Origin of the sequence: Achromobacter pulmonis (assembly GCF_902859765.1) — a bacterium.
GTDB classification, from domain to species: domain Bacteria; phylum Pseudomonadota; class Gammaproteobacteria; order Burkholderiales; family Burkholderiaceae_B; genus Achromobacter; species Achromobacter pulmonis.
Map to the genome: position 1 here is coordinate 1 of NZ_CADIJV010000020.1, position 17,704 is coordinate 17,704.

Here is a 17,704-nt window from a genome sequence, read left to right on the forward strand (position 1 = left end):
GGCGGGCACGTTGCTGCCCTGATGCAACTCGGTCAGGGACCCGTCGCTGTTGCGTATCCACGCGCGACCGGTGATTTCAGTGACGACTGCGGGGGAGGAGTTGGCCATGTTGGTTCCGTTTCAGGGAGTTATCCAAGATGGCCAGATACTAGAGGGCGCTGGCGCGCGGCGGTATTGTCCTCAAGGACAGGTTCAGGAGGGAATTTGGCTGCGCGCGTCGGCCGATGCCGAAATGCCGTGGACGCGCAGCGCCAGTTGCAGGCGGTCGGTGACCTCGAGCTTGTCGAAGACCGCCGACAGGTGCGCCTTGACGGTGCGTTCGGTGATGCCCAGGGCGTCGGCGATCTGGGCGTTGGATTGGCCGCTGGCGGCATAGCGCGCCACGGTGACTTCGCGCTCGGTCAGCAGGCCGTTGTCCCATGAGCGGGAATCCTGGGCCCGCTCGGACACCAGCCGCAGCAGGCGGGTGACCAGCGAGCGTCCCATCCAGATACCCCCGGAGGCAACCACCTCGAGCGCCTGCGACAGGGCCGTGGCGGGGGCATAACTGTGGCAATAACCCAACGCGCCGGCGCCCAGGACCTGGGTGCCCTGTTCGTCATTGGGGCTGGGGCTGGCCACTACCACCCGCAGGCCGGCGAACTGGGCCTGCCAGGCAGGGTCATGCCAGGACGGCAGCCGCGGCAGGTCGCTGTCCAGCACCACCAGCATGCGGCCCTGTTCGCGCCAGCGTTGCAGGTCCGCCAGGCCGCGTCCGCGGGCCGCGAGCCAGCGCACCGGGTCCAGCGCGCGCCAATGCTGCCACAGCAGGTCGTCGTGCGTAATCAACAGGACGGGAACGGATTTCATAATGCCTTCTCGCTCTCCTCTAACGCTCGGTGAAAGCATTGGCCTTCGCGCGCAGCACCGGCTTGAGCAGGTATTGCAGCACGGTGCGCTTGCCGGTCAGGATGTGGACTTCGGCCACCATCCCGGGAATGATGGGCAGGTTCTTGTCGCCCACCGTGCTGCGGTCCGTGCGGACCCGCACCACGTAATAGGAATTGCCTTTCTCGTCGGTCACGGTGTCGGCGCCGATCTGCTCGACCTTGCCTTCCAGCCCGCCATAGATGGCGAAGTCGTAGGCGGTGAACTTGACCTCGGCCTTCTGGTCGGGGTGCAGGAAGCCGATGTCGCGCGGCAGGATGCGCACCTCGAGCAGCAGGGTGTCGTCCTTGGGCACGATCTCGATGATGTCCTTGCCTGGCTGCACCACGCCGCCGACGGTGTTGTTGAACAGCGTCTTGACCGTGCCGCGCACCGGCGCCCGCACTTCCGCCAGTTTTACGCGGTCGGCCAGGGCCAGCTTGCCCTGGCGCAACGTTGACAGCTTGGTGTTGGTCTCGGACAGCTCGTTGCGGGCCTGGTTGCGGATATTCAGCTCGGATTCCTCGATCTTGCTCTGGGCTTCCTTGATCGACGCCTCGATGCGGCCGATCTGGGCCTCGGCGCCTTTCTGTTCGCCGCAGTAGCGCGCCACGTCGCGCTGCAGGCGCAGCAGATCCACCTCGGACACCGCGCCACTCTTGAGCAGCGGCCGGGTCACCTGCAGCTCGCGCGAGGTCAGACTGCAACTGGTCGAGGCCTGGTCGCGCTTGGCGATGGTTTCGCGCAGCTCTTCCTGGCGCTGCTTGAGCTGTTCGCGGGCCACATTGACGGTGGCGTTCAGTTCGGTGGTGCGGGCCTGCCAGGCGTTGCGTTCCATTTCGACCAGGCCAGGCGCCTGCTTCAACACCTCTTCGGGCGCGACGAACGGCTCGCCGGTCGCCAGTGCCTTCAGCCGCGCGGATTTGGCCAGCAGCGACAGGTATTCCGCGTTGTTTTCCCCCAGCGACGAGGCGAAGCGGGTGGGGTCGAGCTTGAGCAGGATCTGCCCGGCCTCGACCTCCTGGCCCGGCTTGACCAGGATTTCCTCGACGATGCCGCCGTCCAGGCTCTGGATGATCTGCACCTGGCGCGACGGCACCACTTTGCCTTCGCCGCGCACGACCTCGTCGATGTAGCCGAAACCCGCCCACAGCAGCAACAGCAGCACGGCCAGCAGGCTGGCCCACAGCAGCACGCGGGCGCCGCGCGCCTGGGATTCGTGGATGACCCATTCGGCGTTGCCGACGTAATCGGTGCGCGCCTTGGGTTTGCCCTTTTCGGCGCCGTCGAGCAGCCGGTCGAAGAAATAGATGAAGACGCCGCGCAGCTTGAGCCACAGCCGCTTGAGCAGGCCGGGCCGGGAAGCAGCGGGTTTCTGGATGGCGGTGGTATTGTCCATGCGGCTCTCAGCTCCCGCGTCCGACGCGACCCTGGCGCAGGGCTTCGACGACCTGTTCCTTGGGGCCATCGGCCACGATGTGGCCGTTATCGATGACGATCAGGCGGTCGACCAGATCCAGCAGGGCGGTGCGGTGGGTGACCAGCAGGATGGTCTTGTTGGCGCTGGCTTCGCCCAGGCGGCGGCGCAGTTGCGCCTCGCTCTGGTGGTCCATGTTGCTGCTGGGTTCGTCCAGCAGCAGGATGGGCGGATCGTTGATCAGCGCGCGCGCCACCGCCACCGACTGGCGTTGGCCTCCGGACAGCGATTCGCCACGCTCGCCGATGAGCATGTCGAAGCCGTTGGGATGCAGGTTGGCGAATTCGGTCACGCCAGCCAAGTTGGCGGCGGCCAGGATGCTGGCATCATCGGCGTAGGGCGCGCCCATGGCCAGGTTGTGCTTGAGGCTGCCGTAGAACAGCAGCGGGTCCTGCGGCACGTGGCCGATGGCGCGGCGCACGTCGGCCGGGTCGATCTGGCGCACGTCCACGCCGTCCAGCAAGACCGCGCCTTCGGTCGGCTGGTACAGCGCCAGCGCCAGCTTTTCCAGGGTGGTCTTGCCCGAGCCGATGCGGCCGATGATGCCGACCTTTTCGCCCGGTTTGAGCTTGAAGGAGACTTTCTTGAGGACCGGCTGGGTGCTGCCCGGGTAGGTGAAGCTGACGTCGCGGAACTCCAGCGCCCCATGGAACACCGGGCGGTGCAGGAACTCGGCCTCGGCCGGGCGCTCGATCGGCAGATTCATATAGCTGTCGATCGATCCAAGCGAGGTACGGGCGTTCTGGTACTGCATCAGCAGGCCGGCCACCTGGCCCAGCGGCGCCAGGCAGCGCCCGGCGATCATCGAGGCGGCGATGATGCCGCCCATCGACAGGGCCGATTCCTGCGCCAGGTACACGCCGATGATCACCACCGAGATCGACACCAATTGCTGCACCGCCTGCACGAAGCCGACGGTGGACGAGGAGATCAGTTTGAGCTTGCCGCCGGTCTGGGCGATGAACTCGGTGGAGCGTTCCCAATTGCGCTGGATCGCGCCCTGGGCATTGAGGGTCTTGACCGCTTCCAGCCCGGTCAGCGCCTCGACCAGGGTGGCGTTGCGTTGCGACGAGGCCTGGAACGACGCCATCGTCAGCGCCTCCATGCGCGCCTGGGCCGCCAGCGACACCACCAGGATCAGCACGATCGCCACCACCGGCGGCAGCACCAGCCACGGCGATACCCACGCCAGTGCCGCCAGGAACAGCAGGATGAAGGGCAGGTCCACCAGGGTGGTGATGGTGGCCGAGGCGATGAAATCGCGGATCGACTCGAACGAGCGCAGGTTGGCGGCGAACGAGCCGACCGAGACCGGCCGGCCTTCCAGGCGCAGGTCCAGCACCCGTTCCATGATCTGCGCCGACAGCCGCACGTCGACGCGCTTGCTGGCGCTGTCGACCACGTGCGAGCGCGCCGTGCTCAGGATCATGTTGAAGATCACCACCAGCGTGATACCCAGCGCCAGCACCCATAGCGTCTCGACGGCGTTGTTGGGCACCACGCGGTCGTACACGTTCATGGTGAACAGCGGCATCGCCATGGCGAAGATGTTGATAAGCAGGGCGGCGATGAGCGCGTCGCGGTACAGGCGCCGGTTTTCCATGATGGCGGCCCAGAACCAATGGCGCTCGCGCACCTTGGTCACTTCCGGCGCGCGCGCGTCGAAGCGGAATTGCGGGCGCACGAAGCACACCAGGCCCGTGTATTGCGCGTCCAGCTCGGCCGCGCTCATCTCGACGGCGCTGCCGCCCAATTCGGGATGGCTGATCACACAGGTGTCGCCGTCTTTCTTGAGCAGCAGGCAGGCGCGTTCGCCGTTGAGCAGCAGGATGGCCGGCAGCAGGTCTGACGGCAGGCCTTCCAGCGGGCGCTTGACCACCCGCGCCGACAATTGCGCGCGCGCCGCGGCCCGCGGCAGCAACGCCGGCGTCAGCCGGTGCTCTTCCAGGGGCAGGCCGGCAGTCAGCGCCTGCGCGGTGGCCGCCACGCCATGCAGCCGCGTGATCTCGACCAGGCAATCCAGCAACGGGTCGTCGTGCGCGGCGCGAGCGTCGGCGCGCCACTCGCGGGCGGCGGCGTCAGATAACTTGTCCATCATCGTCATCCAGCAGGTCCAGATGCTCCGAGAGGCGCGCGCGCTGTTGCTTGCGCTGGGTGAGTTTTTGCTGGGCCTGTACCGGCAGGTCCGTCATGCGCAAGGTGCCATTGGCGATCAAGGCATCGATCAAGTCTTCCAACACGCGGACAAAGTCCGCATCCAACCGTGAAAAGTCGTTGTCCTCAGTAGCCATATGGCCTCCTTGCGCGCGCCGCGTCAGGGGCGGGCCTGGGTGGCGGGCGCGTTCAGCGGCACCAGCGTGGGCGGCAGGGTGCCTTCGTTGTACTGCACACGCACCGGCGTCAGCCGCGCCGAATCGGGCACCGTGGAATTGCACAGGCGGATGACGTCGTCGGACACCACCAGCTTGCCGTTTTCCTCGGGCATTTCGTTGCGCGCCGGCTGCAGTGAGAGCGCTGGCAGCAGCTTATGCGAAAGCGCCAGCCAGCGATACTGCGCCAGCCTGAGGTCATAGATGGCATTGGTCAAGGCGCGGCGCGATTCGAACAACTCGTTCTCGGTGTTGAGCAGGTCGAGCAGGGTGCGCTGGCCGATCTGGAATTGCTGGCGGTAGGCGTCGCGCACTTTGGCCGTGGCCATTTCGTGGTCGCGCAGGAACGGCAGCTTTTCCTGCAGGCTGGTGACGTTGTTCCAGGCCACGGCCAGGTCCTGCTGCACGTTACGGCAGGTGTAGTCGCGCACGTCGCGGGCGGCGTAAGACTGGGCGGCCGTCTGGCGCACCCGCGCCGAATCGGCGCCGCCGCGGTACAGGTTGTAGTTCATGACCAGCTGGACGCTGGAACTGCGGATATTGCGGTTCTCCGGCGTGGGGTCGTTCTGGTCGCGGCCGGTGGCGGCGACGAACTCGAACTTGGGCGAGAACGCGCCCTTGGACGAGGCTACGCCGGCTTCCGCCGCCTGCAATGCGGCCTGTTTGGACAGGAAGCTGGGATTGCGGCGCAGCGACTCATTGAAGTTGCCGGGTTTGGTCGGCAGCTTGTCGGATATATCGGGCACCGGCTGCATCGACTCGGGCGGCAGGGCACCGGTGACGCGCTGGAAGCGCTGCTGCACGTCCAGCAGGTTGGTGGTTTCGGTCATCAGGTTGGTCTGGGCCAGCGCCAGACGGCCGCCGGCCTGTTCCAGGTCGACGCGTCGGCCGACGCCGGACTCGGCGCGCTGGCCGATCTGCTTGAGGGTTTCCTCGTGCAGCGAATAATTCTGGCGGGCCAGCAGCTCCATGTCGCGATAGCGCTGCAGGTCGATATAGGCCTGCACCGCGGCCAGGGCGGTGCTGTCGCTGGTGGCCAGCACATCATAGAAGCGCGCCAGTTTGTCGAAACCGGCCTGCTTGACGTCGTTGCTGGTGCGGAAGCCGTCGAAAATAAGCTGGCGCAATTCGAAGTTGTAACCGGGGCGGTTCCAGTTCTGCGACCCCACACCGGGCACGTTGTTGCGGTATTCACGGCCGACGTAGCCGATCGCGTTGACTTGCGGGAAGAATGCACCGCGCGCCACCGCCTGGCCTTCCAGCGAAGCCTGGAAGTCATGGTACTTGGCCTGGATTTCCGGATTGCTGAGCAGGGTCTGCTCGACGATCTGGTTCAGGGTGGTGGTACCGGGAGCGGAGGAGCTGGAATCCACCGCTGCCGGCTGTTGGGCAAACGTGGCGGGAACGAACGCAAAGGCCAGGGCGGAAACCGTGGTTTTAAGCAGAAACGAAGCCATAGGGATTATTCGCGAGTCAAGTGTGGGATTCATAGCCGGCATATTGTTTGCAAATGTCAGAATTGGCGAGTCAAGGTTTGTAAAGTCTTGACGGAATTTGCCGGCCCGTCGGAATTTATTCCGCAATAGATCACGAAAAATGACGTGATTTATACGAAATTCAATATGGACGGATTAATCAAAAACCATTGATGCGTTTTATTGCACACTATTTCGGTTTCTGCTTTGCCACATTGAAACGCGATTATATCCGGTTACGTCTTTTGTATAGAAATTGTTTTTTTCGATGTGGTTTTTTGATTATCCGGATTTTGGCGCTATTGCCAGCGTCACACGGCTGTGCCGTCAGGCGAGGAGCGTGGCACCATGGTAGTGTTGGTACTAGTATGTTTGGTGTGGTTGTACTAGGTTGAGAGCGTGGGCATAATCGCCTTCATGCCGCAGCGGCCGGCGGCGAGGCCCATTGCGGGCCCCGCGTCAGGCACCAGCCGGATTTGTCTATTTGCAGAGCGCATCCATGGCCCAAACCCTTTACGACAAACTCTGGGACGCCCACATCGTCCACCAGGAATCAGACGGTACCTGTCTGCTCTATATCGATCGCCACCTGCTGCACGAAGTGACCAGCCCGCAGGCCTTCGAAGGCTTGGCCATGGCCGGCCGCAAGCCGTGGCGCAATGGCGCCAACCTGGCGGTCGCCGACCACAACGTGCCGACGCTGAACCGCGCCCAGGGTATCGACGATCCGATCTCGCGCCTGCAGGTCGACACGCTCGACGCCAATTGCGACAAATACGGCATCACCGAATTCCGCATGAACGACCTGCGCCAGGGCATCGTCCACGTGATCGGGCCGGAGCAGGGTGCGACCCTGCCGGGCATGACCGTGGTCTGTGGCGACTCGCATACCAGCACGCACGGCGCGCTGGGCGCACTGGCGTTCGGCATCGGCACGTCCGAGGTGGAACACGTGCTGGCCACGCAGACGCTGCTCATGAAGAAGGCCAAGAGCATGCTGATCAAGGTCGAGGGCGAACTGCCGTTCGGCTGTACGGCCAAGGACGTGGTCCTGCACATCATCGGCATCATCGGCACCGCCGGCGGTACCGGCCACGCCATCGAGTTCGCCGGCAGCACCATCCGCGCGCTGTCGGTCGAAGGCCGCATGACGGTCTGCAACATGGCCATCGAGGCCGGCGCCCGCTCCGGCATGGTCGCCGTCGACGACAAGACCATCGAATACTTCCGTGGCCGCCCGTTCGCGCCGTCCGGCGTGTTGTGGGACCAGGCCGTGGGCTACTGGCGCACGCTGCACACCGACGAAGGCGCCAGGTTCGACACGGTGGTGGAGGTCAACGCCCGCGACATCAAGCCGCAGGTCACCTGGGGCACCTCGCCCGAAATGGTGCTGCCGGTCGACGCGCGCGTGCCGGACCCCGATCGCGAAAAAGACGACGTGCGTCGCAGCGGCATGGAACGCGCGCTGGAATACATGGGGCTCAAGCCCAATACGCCGCTGACCGACATCCGCGTCGACCGTGTCTTCATCGGTTCCTGCACCAACTCGCGCATCGAGGACCTGCGCGCCGCTGCCGTCGTGGCGCGCGGCAAGCGCGTGGCCTCCAACGTGCGCCAGGCCATGGTGGTGCCGGGCTCCGGGCTGGTCAAGCAGCAGGCCGAGCGTGAAGGCCTGGACAAGATTTTCATCGAGGCGGGCTTCGAATGGCGCGAGCCGGGCTGCTCGATGTGCCTGGCCATGAATGCCGACCGGCTCGAGCCCGGCGAGCGCTGCGCCTCGACCTCGAACCGCAACTTCGAAGGCCGCCAGGGCCAGGGCGGCCGCACCCACCTGGTCAGCCCGGCGATGGCCGCGGCCGCCGCCGTGGCCGGCCATTTCGTCGACGTCCGCACGTTCCGTTAAGCGCCCACCGAGTACCGACATCATGCAAGCATTTACCACTCACGAAGGCCTGGTGGCTCCGCTCGACCGCGAAAACGTCGACACGGACCTCATCATCCCGAAGCAGTTCCTCAAGTCCATCAAGCGCACCGGCTTCGGCCCGAACCTGTTCGACGAGCTGCGCTACCTGGACCACGGCGAACCGGGCATGGACAACAGCAAGCGTCCGCTCAACCCCGATTTCGTGCTGAACCAGCCGCGCTACCAGGGCGCCTCGGTGCTGTTGGCGCGCAAGAACTTCGGCTGCGGTTCGAGCCGCGAGCACGCGCCCTGGGCGCTGACGCAGTTCGGTTTCCGCGCCATCATCGCGCCGTCCTACGCCGACATCTTCTTCAACAACAGCTTCAAGAACGGCCTGCTGCCGATCGTGCTGTCCGAGCTCGAAGTGGCCCGGCTGTTCGACGAAGTGAAGGCATTCCCGGCCTACAAGCTCAATATCGACCTGGACCGTCAGGTGGTGGTGACGCCTGATGGCCGCGCGATGAAGTTCGACATCGAGCCGTTCCGTAAGTACTGCCTGCTCAACGGCTTCGACGACATCGGCCTGACCCTGCGCCACGCCGACAAGATCCGCGCCTTCGAGGCCGAACGCCTGGCCCGCCATCCCTGGCTGGAAAGCCGGCCGATCGCCTGACCCGACCCTTCATACCGACCACAGGACCGTTTTTTCCATGACTCACAACATCGCAGTCTTGCCGGGTGACGGCATCGGCCCCGAAATCGTCGAACAGGCCGTGCGCGTCCTGCAGGCGCTGGACGTGCCGTTCGACATCAAGCAGGCCGCCGTTGGCGGCGCCGCCTTCGACGAGTTCGAGCACCCGCTGCCCCCGGCCACGCTGAAGCTGGCCAAGGAATCGCACGCCGTGCTGTTCGGCGCCGTCGGCGACTGGAAGTACGACAGCCTGCCGCGCGAATTCCGTCCCGAGCAGGCCATCCTGGGCCTGCGCAAGGCGCTCGGCCTGTTCGCCAACCTGCGTCCGGCGATCCTCTATCCCGAGTTGGCCAGCGCCTCGTCGCTCAAGCCCGAGATCGTGTCCGGCCTGGACATCCTGATCATCCGCGAACTGACCGGCGACATCTATTTCGGCACGCCGCGCGGCGTGCGCGCATCGCCGGACGGTGCCTTCAGCGGCGAACGCGAAGGCTACGACACGATGCGTTACGCCGAATCGGAAGTACGCCGCATCGCCCGCATCGGCTTCGAATCCGCCAAGAAGCGCAACAAGAAGCTGTGCAGCGTCGACAAGGCCAACGTGCTCGAGACCTCGCAGTTCTGGCGCGACATCGTCATCGAAGTGGCGCGCGACTATCCGGACGTCGAGCTGTCGCACATGTACGTCGACAACGCCGCCATGCAGCTGGTGCGCAACCCGCGCCAGTTCGACGTGATCGTCACCGGCAACCTGTTCGGCGACATCCTGTCGGACGAGGCCGCCATGTTGACGGGCTCCATCGGCATGCTGCCGTCGGCCTCGCTGAACGCCGGCGGCCAGGGCCTGTACGAGCCCAGCCACGGCTCGGCTCCCGACATCGCCGGCCAGGGCATCGCCAATCCGCTGGCGACTATCCTGTCGGCCGCCATGCTGCTGCGCTACTCGCTGAACCTGGCGCCGCAGGCCGACCGCATCGAGGCTGCCGTCCGTCGGGTGCTGGCCGATGGCCTGCGCACCGCCGATATCTTCGAGCCGGGCACCACCAAGGTCAGCACTTCGGGCATGGGCGACGCCGTCCTCAAAGCCCTGGCCTGACGCATGCAAGGGGCGCGCCCTTGCGGCGCGGTCCCGATTTCCAGGGGCCGCCCGCCGGGCGGCCCCTTTGCATGCCGTCGTTGCCGGCGCGCCGCGAAAGCGGGGTGGCACTGATGGTGGCCCCGTTTTTTCCAGGTGCGCCGCAACATCTACGCGTGCATTCTGATAAATTGTTGGGTTATTGCACGTTTTTTCACCACACCTTGTCACCCCCTTTAAAGAGCGATTGAAATGAATCAAGCAGTAGGCCTTGTCGGCTGGCGCGGTATGGTCGGCTCGGTGCTCATGCAACGCATGCGCGACGAGAACGACTTCGCACTGATCGAACCGGTGTTTTTCTCCACCAGCAACGCTGGCGGCGCCGCCCCCACTTGGGCGACTGGCGCGGGCCCGCTGCATGACGCCTACGACATCGACGCTCTGAAAAAACTGCCGATCATCGTGACGGCGCAAGGTGGCGATTACACCTCCGAGGTCTACCCGAAGCTGCGTGGCGCGGGCTGGAACGGCATCTGGATCGACGCCGCCAGCACGCTGCGCATGGCCGATGACGCCATCATCGTGCTGGACCCGGTCAACCGTCCCGTGATCGACGCCGCGCTCAAGCGCGGCGTGCGCAACTTCGTCGGCGGCAACTGCACGGTCAGCTGCATGCTGATGGGCCTGGCCGGCCTGTTCAACAATGACCTGGTCGAGTGGATGACCACCATGACCTACCAGGCCGCTTCCGGCGGCGGCGCGCAGCACATGCGCGAGCTGCTGACCCAGTTCGGCGAACTGAACCACGCCGTCAAGCCGCTGCTGGACGACCCGGCCTCGGCCATCCTGGAAATCGATCGCGGCATCCTGGCCAAGCAGAAGGACGAGGCGCTGCCCCACGAGCACTTCGGCGTGCCGCTGGGCGGCAGCCTGATCCCCTGGATCGACAAGGACCTGGGCAACGGCATGTCCAAGGAAGAGTGGAAGGGCGAGGTCGAGACCAACAAGATCCTCGGTCGCGGCGCCGCCTTCGGCACGCCCGCGACGCCGATCGACGGCCTGTGCGTGCGCATCGGCGCGATGCGCTGCCACAGCCAGGCGCTGACCATCAAGCTCAAGCGCGACCTGCCGCTGGACGAGATCGAAGGGCTGATCGCCCAGGGCACGCAGTGGGCCAAGGTGATTCCCAACACCAAGGAAGATACCATCCGCGACCTGACCCCGGTCGCGGTCACGGGCACCCTGGATATTCCGGTGGGCCGCCTGCGCAAGATGTCGATGGGCCCGCAGTACCTCAGCGCTTTCACCGTCGGCGACCAGTTGCTGTGGGGCGCCGCCGAGCCGCTGCGCCGCATGCTGCGCATCGCGCTGGCCGAAGCCTGAGGCCTGGCGGGCGGCACGGGCCGCCCGGTGGCGACAGGATCGCATCCACAAAGGCACCCGCGGGTGCCTTTGTCGTTTGCGCCGGGACGGCCAGAGCCTCGGATGCGGCTGGCAATGTGCCCGCCAGCCAACGCCGATGCGCCTTTCAGGTTTGTGAAACGCGCTCGATCCATTACACTTTTCCGGTGAATTGAGGCTTGTTCTCACGCGATCGCCACGAACAGCCCGCGCCCGATTATTCGACGACAAGAACGGAATTCCAGCTTATGACCCAGCGTTCGCGCCAAGTGAAGCATGCCCGCCGTTTGAAGGCCCTGCAGTGGGCGGTCGCGCTGGCCATCGGCGCGGGCGCTTGCAGCCCGGCGTTGGCGATGCGGATCGGACACTCGCGGGTCGTGTCGGCGCCGGGCGCGCCGTTGCAGGCGCTGGTCGGGCTGCAGGAACTGTCTCCCGACGAATTGGCGTCGCTGCGCGTGTCGGTGGCCGACGAGGCGGCCTGGCAGCGCGCGGGCCTGAAACCGCCCGCGCCGCTGGCCAGCCTGGTGGTGCGGGTCGAGGACGGCATGGACCCAACCCGCAAGAACCTGCGGGTGCGGTCGACTCAGGCGCCGGCCGGCGGCGCGGTCGATCTGTTGCTGGATATCAGTTCCAGTTCCGGCCAGCGGCAGGTCCAGGTCAGCATCCTGGTGCCGCTGCGCGGCGCCGGCGCCGACGTCACGCCGGCGGCGGTGGGCGAGCCGGGGCGGACGGGGGGCAGCTCCGGCTGGGTCAACGTGAAATCGGGCGACACGCTGTTCGCCATTGCGCGACGCAACGCGGTGCCCAACGCCTCGGTCTACCAGATGCTGGTGGCGCTGTGGCGCGCCAATCCCGACGCCTTCATCCAGAACAATATGAATCTGGTGCGGGCCGGTCGCAAGCTGGCGATCCCCGATGCCGCCACGGTGCGCGCGATCGATCCGGCCGAAGCGCGGCGGATTTTCAACGAACATGCCGAGGCCTTCGCCCGCTATCGCGCCCGTCTGGGGGCGGCGGCTGGCGCCAATCCCGCCGTGGTCAAGGGCCAGGACGCCAGCTCGGGCACCGTGACCCGGCCCGGTGATACGGGTGTGGCCACGGCCACGCAGCCGCAGGATCGGGTGCGCCTGTCCTCCGGGCAGGCCCAGGGCGCTGCCGCGGCGCAGGCCGAAGCGCAGGGCGACCAGCGCGTCTCCAACGAGCGCGCGATGGCGGATGCGCAGGGCCGCGTGAATCAGCTGGAGAGCAACGTCAGTGAATTGAACAAGGCCGTGGCCGAGCAGGGTGCGGCGGGCAGCCCGGGTACGCCAGGGGCCGCAGGCGCAGCGGGTGCTTCGGGCGCCCCGGGTGCCGCGGGCGCTCCGGGTGCCGCAGGTGCTCCGGGTGCCGCGGGTGCTCCGGGTGCCGCGGGTGCTCCGGGTGCCGCAGGTGCTTCGGGTGCCGCGGGTGCTCCGGGTGCCGCAGGTGCTTCGGGTGCCGCAGGTGCTCCGGGTGCCGCAGGTGCGCCGGGTGCCGCGGGTGCTTCGGGGGCCGCAAGTGCTTCGGGTGCCGCGGGTGCTTCGGGGGCCGCAGGTGCTTCGGGTGCCACGGGCGCCGCAGGTACCGCGGGGGCTTCCGGTACGCCGGGCACCCCGGGAGCGTCGATCGCCGCCACGCAACAAGACAAGGCCGCCGCGGGAGCCGCGGCGGCCCAGAACAAGGATAAGGATTTGACTTCTTCCATGCCGGCCTGGTTGGCCGACAATCTGCTCATCATCGTCACCGCCGTGCTGGCGCTGATCGCCTTCGCCATTGCGTGGCTGTTGCGGCGCGCAGGCGCCCGCCGCGGCGATGACGATGAGGAAACCTATGACTACAACGAGCCGGCGCTCGATACGGCGGCGCTGAATCGCAAGCTCGACGCCATCAATCTCGATCTCGATCAACCGCCCACGGACGAACCGCGCCCGGCGGGCAGTTCCCGGATCTGAGCAATGTCCAGAGTTGCAATGGGGCTGGCGTATGACGGCTCCGCCTGGCAGGGCTGGCAGACCCAGCCGCACCGGCAGACGGTGCAGGACACGTTGGAAACCGCCCTGGCGCAATTCTGCGGCGTGACGGAGGCTGTACCCACCATCTGCGCCGGCCGCACGGATACCGGTGTGCATGGCGCGATGCAGGTGATTCATCTGGATACGCCATTGGCGCGGCGCATGGAGTCCTGGGTCCGGGGCGTGAACGCGTTCCTGCCCCCCAGCATTTCCGTGCAGTGGGCCAAAGCGGTGCCTGACGATTTTCATGCCCGCTTTTCGGCCCGGGCCCGTACCTACGTCTATCTATTGTGGCGCGGCCGCGTGCGCCCCGCCTTGTGGGCCGGTCGCGCCGGCTGGTGCCACCAGCCGCTGGATGTCGATGCCATGCGCCTGGCGGCACGCGCCCTGCTGGGCGAGCACGACTTTTCCAGTTTCCGTTCCTCGCAATGCCAGGCCAGGCATCCGGTGCGTGTCATGCACCAACTGGACATCGACGAACGCGGCGCCTTCCTGGTGTTCACGCTGCGGGCCAATGCTTTCCTGCATCACATGGTGCGCAATATCATGGGGGCGCTGCTGCAGATCGGGCAGGGCCGCGAGTCGGTCGACTGGATGGCGCAGTTGCTGTCCTGGCGCGACCGCAGGCGTGGCGCGCCCACGTTTTCTCCCGATGGCCTGTACCTGTCGGCCATCGACTATCCGGACGAGTTCGGCCTGGACGAGCTGGATGGCGGGGCGGTGTTGCTCTCGCCATTTACCCAGCCGGCAGCTAGCCGGATCTAGCCGGCCGGGTGCCGGCGCCCAATGGAGGCCTGTCTCATGCAACGCCGCGCGTTTTTGAAGCGAACCGCCCTGGGTGCCGCCAGCGGCGCAGTGATCGCTGCCCCGGTTCATGCGCAGGAGGCTGCGCCGGTGTCGTGGCGGTTGGCGTCGAGTTTCCCCAATGAGTCGCCGACCCTGTTCGCCGGCGCGCAAGACGTGGCGCGCTATGTCGCCGACGTCACCGACGACAAGTTTCGCATCGAGGTCTTTTCGGCTGGCGAGCTGGTGGACGCTGGCCAGGTGTTGGATGCCGTGCAGCAACGCGTTGTCGATTGCGGCCACACCGCTTCGACCCGATTTTTCGACACCGATCCGGCGTTGTGCTTCGACGCCGGGGTGCCGTTTGGCCTGAATACCCGGCAGATGAACGCCTGGATGCTGCAGGGAGAAGGCCTGGCGCTGACGCGTGTGCTGTTCGACAAGTATGGCATCCTGAATTTTCCCTGCGGATTCACCGGCGCGCAGATGGGGGGCTGGTTCCGGGGCGAGGTCAAAACGGTGGATGACCTGCGCGGCTTGAAGATCAAGGCTGGCGGTTTTGCACGCCAGGTGCTCGCGCGCATGGGCGCGGTGCCCGTCGACCTGCCCATTGCCGACACCTATGCGGCGCTGGAGCAGGGCGGGGTCGACGCGGTGGCCTGGATCGGTCCGTATGACGACGAAAACCTGGCGCTTTACAAGGTCGCCCGGAATTACTACTTCCCTGGGTGGTGGGCGGGTACGCTGCAATTGTCGCTTTACGTGAACCAGCAGGCGTATGACGAACTGCCCAAGTCCTACCAGGCGGCGCTCGGGCTGGCTTGCCGGATGGCCACCACCAACATGATCGCGAAGTACGATGCCGGCAATCCCGATGCCCTGCGCCGGCTGGTGCAGCACGGCGCCCAGCTCAAGGCATTTCCCAGGCCGGTGCTGCAGGCCGCGCATGCGGCTGCGCTCCAGCTTTACCAGGAATTGAGCGCCAAGGATCCGATGTTCAAGAAGCTATACGAGAGCATGGCGGCCTTTCGCGATAAGGAGATTCCCTGGTTCCGCGTGGCCGAGGGCAGCTTCGATTCCCTCATGGCCACGCTCGGCCAGCCGGCCGCTTGAGCGCAGGTGCTGGGGCTGGCGTGGCGCGGGCTGGGTCTGCCTGCGTTGCGGGCTCACCCCTTATACTGGCCGCATTCGTCGCGTTGGGCGACACAAGCAATGAATGCCATGCGCACACGCATCAAGATCTGCGGGCTGACCCGCGAAGAAGACATCGATGCCGCCGTCTCGGCGGGCGTCGATGCGATCGGCTTTGTCTTCTACCCGAAGAGCAAGCGCTATGTCACGCCAACCCGAGCCGCGCAACTGCGTCGCGTGGTGCCGGCGTTCGTTGATGTGGTCGCACTGTTCGTGAATCCGCAGCCGCACGAGGTGCGGGCCGTGCTGGACGAAGTCGGCCCCGAGTTGCTGCAATTCCACGGTGACGAAACGCCGCAGGAGTGCGCGCGCCATGGCCGCCGCTACCTGCGCGCGTTCCGCGCCGGCGCGCCCGGCCTGGAAACGGCCGCAAGCCTGGCCACTTATTGCCGTGCCTACGGTGAGGCCGCCGCCTGGCTATTCGACAGCTACAGCGCTGGCTACGGCGGTAGCGGCCATGGCTTTGACTACCGTTTGCTGGACGACGTGAAGGCCGATGCGGTGTCGCGCCCGCTGGTCCTGTCGGGCGGGTTGAACCCGGACAACGTCGCGGCCGCGGTGCAGGCCGTGCGGCCGTGGGCGGTCGATGTGAGTAGCGGCGTCGAGGTCGAGCAAGGAATAAAAAGTTCTGATAGAATCTCGGTCTTCGTTGCTGCGGTGCATGCTGCGGACGCGAAGAAATAGGAAGAAGTTGCCGGTGCAAGTGGGCAGCGTGTGGTGAGTGCATTGCAAGGCAAGTGCGCCAAATGGCAGGTGAAACCAAACTGGTAAAACCGCTGTGGCGATCAGGCTGAAAAAAATAGCTTGATAAAAAACTGGCCGATGCGGCGATAAACCCCCACGCAATGAACACAGCAAAAAATCTGAAAAGACGATTTGCATAGTTTAAAAAAGCACTATATAATTCTTCTTCTTTGCAGGCGGTTAGCTCAGCTGGTTAGAGCGCCACGTTGACATCGTGGAGGTCGTTGGTTCGATTCCAATACCGCCTACCAAATTCCTGCAAAGTGGTGCCAAGCACCGCCTTAAAAGCCGCGTAAGTCTTTGACTTCGCGGCTTTTTGCTTTGTGCGCTGCCAAGTGCTGCCAAGTGGCGCCAAGCGATTTAAGGGTAGAAATGAGGGTAGGGCCAAAAATAATAAGGGTAGGCCCCGCGGCCCTCATTTTTCCGCCTTGGCCGCGCATTGGTCGAGATAATCCGACCACCACTGCATCAGCTGCCGGCGCTCGTCCAGATACTCGGCGTGGTTGTACGCGCGACGCACCATGTTGCGCTCTTTGTGGGCCAGTTGGCGTTCGATCACTTCCGGCCGCGCGCCGCTGCGCTCGTTCATGATGGTCGACGCCAGCCCGCGGAACCCGTGTCCGGTTTGCTCGCCCTCGAAGCCCAGGATCTTGAGCGCCTTGTTTATGGTCTCGGCGCTCATGGGTGTGTTGGCCGGATCTCGCAACCCCGGGAACAGCAGCCGGTACCGGCCGGTGTATTGCGCCAGCTCCTCCAACAGGGCCAGCACCTGGCGCGACAGAGGGATGGTGTGGTCGGCACCCGTTTCCTTCGCGATCAGCGTCCCCTTCATTCGGCCGGCCGGAATCAGCCACAGCGCGTCAGCGCGGGAGAACTCGACCCAGGCCGCCCAGCGTAGCTCGTTGGTGCGCGGGAAGGTGTGCATCATGATTTGAATGGCGATGCGCGTTTCCGGCCGGCCGTGATAGTTCTTGACGCGGGCGATCAGCGTGCCGAGGCTCGCCTCGCTCACGTGGGGGAAGTGCTTCACCGGCGCGCGCGGGTCCAGGAACTTCTTCAGGCCCTGGGTGGGGTCCGCCGGCGCGCGGCCCGTGCCCACGGCGTACTGGAACACCATGCTGGTGGCGCTGATGAACCGGTCGGCCATATCCGGCGCGCCGCGGGCTTCGATCCGCTTGGCGGCATCCAGCACGACCTTTCCCGGGATCGCGTCCACCGCATCGGCGCCGAAGTATGGATAGGCGTCGTTCTTGAGCGTGTTCGAGATCCGCGCATGGTAGCCAGCGCTCCAGGCCGGCCGCCGCAGCTCGAGCAGTTCCTGGGCCACCGCCTGGAATTGCCGTTCAGCTTCGGCCTTCTGGGCTCGCGCATCTTCTTGTCTCTGGGCGACAGGGTCATCCCCTTTCGCCAGCAGTTGGTCGATACGCGCGCGCTCGGCGCGGGCTCGGGCCAGCGGCACGGCCGGGTAGTCGCCGATCGTGAGCATGCTCTCCTTGCCTGTAACCGGGCTGCGGTAACGCACGCGCCATTTCTTGGCACCGGAGCGCAGGAGTTCCAGAAACAGGCCCCCGCCGTCGAACAGCTTGTTTCCGCCGGAAGGGCTGAACTTGGCCAGCCGGCATTTGGGGTCAGTGAGTGGTACTACTTGACGTGCCATTT

At 65.6% G+C, this 17,704-nt stretch carries 14 protein-coding genes and 1 tRNA gene; 9 read left to right on the plus strand and 6 right to left on the minus strand.

Going from position 1 to position 17,704, the window contains the following annotated elements; translation table 11 throughout:
• Positions 1–192 precede the first annotated feature (192 nt).
• The 5 genes from HV701_RS16640 to HV701_RS16660 are packed head-to-tail and all read right to left on the minus strand — an operon-like array spanning position 193 to position 6,209.
• On the minus strand, positions 193–849 hold the full coding sequence (locus HV701_RS16640; RefSeq protein WP_175134142.1) for a response regulator transcription factor: 657 nt from the start codon (positions 847–849) through the stop codon (positions 193–195).
• 19 nt (positions 850–868) lie between these two features.
• Positions 869–2,305, minus strand: coding sequence for an HlyD family type I secretion periplasmic adaptor subunit (locus tag HV701_RS16645; protein ID WP_236756904.1), 1,437 nt, complete (start codon positions 2,303–2,305; stop codon positions 869–871).
• Positions 2,306–2,312: 7 nt separating this feature from the next.
• Complete coding sequence (locus tag HV701_RS16650; RefSeq protein WP_419761623.1) at positions 2,313–4,478, minus strand: type I secretion system permease/ATPase; 2,166 nt, start codon at positions 4,476–4,478, stop codon at positions 2,313–2,315.
• The gene (locus HV701_RS16655; protein ID WP_175134144.1) at positions 4,462–4,674 is read right to left on the minus strand and encodes a hypothetical protein; all 213 of its coding nucleotides are present in this window, start codon (positions 4,672–4,674) and stop codon (positions 4,462–4,464) included. Before HV701_RS16655 ends, HV701_RS16650 begins: the two co-directional genes overlap by 17 nt.
• Positions 4,675–4,697: 23 nt before the next feature.
• Positions 4,698–6,209: a TolC family outer membrane protein gene (locus HV701_RS16660; RefSeq protein WP_175134145.1), complete on the minus strand. Its 1,512-nt coding sequence runs from the start codon at positions 6,207–6,209 to the stop codon at positions 4,698–4,700.
• 517 nt (positions 6,210–6,726) lie between these two features.
• Between HV701_RS16660 and leuC the strand changes: the two genes are divergently transcribed.
• The 9 genes from leuC to HV701_RS16705 all read left to right on the plus strand — a co-directional run bounded on the left by leuC (position 6,727) and on the right by HV701_RS16705 (position 16,296).
• Positions 6,727–8,130 (plus strand): 3-isopropylmalate dehydratase large subunit, encoded by a 1,404-nt coding sequence (gene leuC, locus HV701_RS16665; RefSeq protein WP_175134146.1) that lies wholly within the window; start codon positions 6,727–6,729, stop codon positions 8,128–8,130.
• 22 nt (positions 8,131–8,152) lie between these two features.
• On the plus strand, positions 8,153–8,803 hold the full coding sequence (gene leuD, locus HV701_RS16670; protein WP_175134147.1) for a 3-isopropylmalate dehydratase small subunit: 651 nt from the start codon (positions 8,153–8,155) through the stop codon (positions 8,801–8,803).
• A gap of 37 nt (positions 8,804–8,840) precedes the next feature.
• Positions 8,841–9,917 (plus strand): 3-isopropylmalate dehydrogenase, encoded by a 1,077-nt coding sequence (leuB, locus tag HV701_RS16675; RefSeq protein WP_175134148.1) that lies wholly within the window; start codon positions 8,841–8,843, stop codon positions 9,915–9,917.
• A 231-nt stretch (positions 9,918–10,148) separates the two neighbouring features.
• Entirely contained in the window at positions 10,149–11,279 is a 1,131-nt protein-coding gene (gene asd, locus HV701_RS16680; protein ID WP_175134149.1) for an aspartate-semialdehyde dehydrogenase, read from the plus strand.
• Between the two features lie 266 nt (positions 11,280–11,545).
• Positions 11,546–13,267, plus strand: coding sequence for a type IV pilus assembly protein FimV (locus tag HV701_RS16685; protein ID WP_175134150.1), 1,722 nt, complete (start codon positions 11,546–11,548; stop codon positions 13,265–13,267).
• 3 nt (positions 13,268–13,270) lie between these two features.
• The gene (truA, locus tag HV701_RS16690; protein WP_175134151.1) at positions 13,271–14,092 is read left to right on the plus strand and encodes a tRNA pseudouridine(38-40) synthase TruA; all 822 of its coding nucleotides are present in this window, start codon (positions 13,271–13,273) and stop codon (positions 14,090–14,092) included.
• A 36-nt stretch (positions 14,093–14,128) separates the two neighbouring features.
• Positions 14,129–15,223: a TRAP transporter substrate-binding protein gene (locus tag HV701_RS16695; RefSeq protein WP_175134152.1), complete on the plus strand. Its 1,095-nt coding sequence runs from the start codon at positions 14,129–14,131 to the stop codon at positions 15,221–15,223.
• A gap of 99 nt (positions 15,224–15,322) precedes the next feature.
• Positions 15,323–15,985, plus strand: a complete 663-nt coding sequence (locus HV701_RS16700; protein WP_175134153.1) for a phosphoribosylanthranilate isomerase — start codon at positions 15,323–15,325, stop codon at positions 15,983–15,985.
• A gap of 234 nt (positions 15,986–16,219) precedes the next feature.
• Positions 16,220–16,296 (plus strand) — tRNA-Val (locus HV701_RS16705).
• A 164-nt stretch (positions 16,297–16,460) separates the two neighbouring features.
• On the opposite strand, the gene HV701_RS16710 is transcribed toward HV701_RS16705, so the two are convergent.
• Positions 16,461–17,702 carry a tyrosine-type recombinase/integrase gene (locus HV701_RS16710; protein ID WP_054432445.1) on the minus strand — a complete coding sequence of 414 codons (1,242 nt, stop codon included), beginning with the start codon at positions 17,700–17,702 and terminating at the stop codon, positions 16,461–16,463.
• Positions 17,703–17,704: the final 2 nt, after the last annotated feature.

Coding starts and splice junctions, on each gene's coding strand:
- HV701_RS16640 (WP_175134142.1), bottom strand. CDS start 849: ATGAAATCCGTTCCCGTCCTGTTGATTACGCACGACGACCTGCTGTGG.
- HV701_RS16645 (WP_236756904.1), bottom strand. CDS start 2,305: ATGGACAATACCACCGCCATCCAGAAACCCGCTGCTTCCCGGCCCGGC.
- HV701_RS16650 (WP_419761623.1), bottom strand. CDS start 4,478: ATGGACAAGTTATCTGACGCCGCCGCCCGCGAGTGGCGCGCCGACGCT.
- HV701_RS16655 (WP_175134144.1), bottom strand. CDS start 4,674: ATGGCTACTGAGGACAACGACTTTTCACGGTTGGATGCGGACTTTGTC.
- HV701_RS16660 (WP_175134145.1), bottom strand. CDS start 6,209: ATGGCTTCGTTTCTGCTTAAAACCACGGTTTCCGCCCTGGCCTTTGCG.
- leuC (WP_175134146.1), top strand. CDS start 6,727: ATGGCCCAAACCCTTTACGACAAACTCTGGGACGCCCACATCGTCCAC.
- leuD (WP_175134147.1), top strand. CDS start 8,153: ATGCAAGCATTTACCACTCACGAAGGCCTGGTGGCTCCGCTCGACCGC.
- leuB (WP_175134148.1), top strand. CDS start 8,841: ATGACTCACAACATCGCAGTCTTGCCGGGTGACGGCATCGGCCCCGAA.
- asd (WP_175134149.1), top strand. CDS start 10,149: ATGAATCAAGCAGTAGGCCTTGTCGGCTGGCGCGGTATGGTCGGCTCG.
- HV701_RS16685 (WP_175134150.1), top strand. CDS start 11,546: ATGACCCAGCGTTCGCGCCAAGTGAAGCATGCCCGCCGTTTGAAGGCC.
- truA (WP_175134151.1), top strand. CDS start 13,271: ATGTCCAGAGTTGCAATGGGGCTGGCGTATGACGGCTCCGCCTGGCAG.
- HV701_RS16695 (WP_175134152.1), top strand. CDS start 14,129: ATGCAACGCCGCGCGTTTTTGAAGCGAACCGCCCTGGGTGCCGCCAGC.
- HV701_RS16700 (WP_175134153.1), top strand. CDS start 15,323: ATGAATGCCATGCGCACACGCATCAAGATCTGCGGGCTGACCCGCGAA.
- HV701_RS16710 (WP_054432445.1), bottom strand. CDS start 17,702: ATGGCACGTCAAGTAGTACCACTCACTGACCCCAAATGCCGGCTGGCC.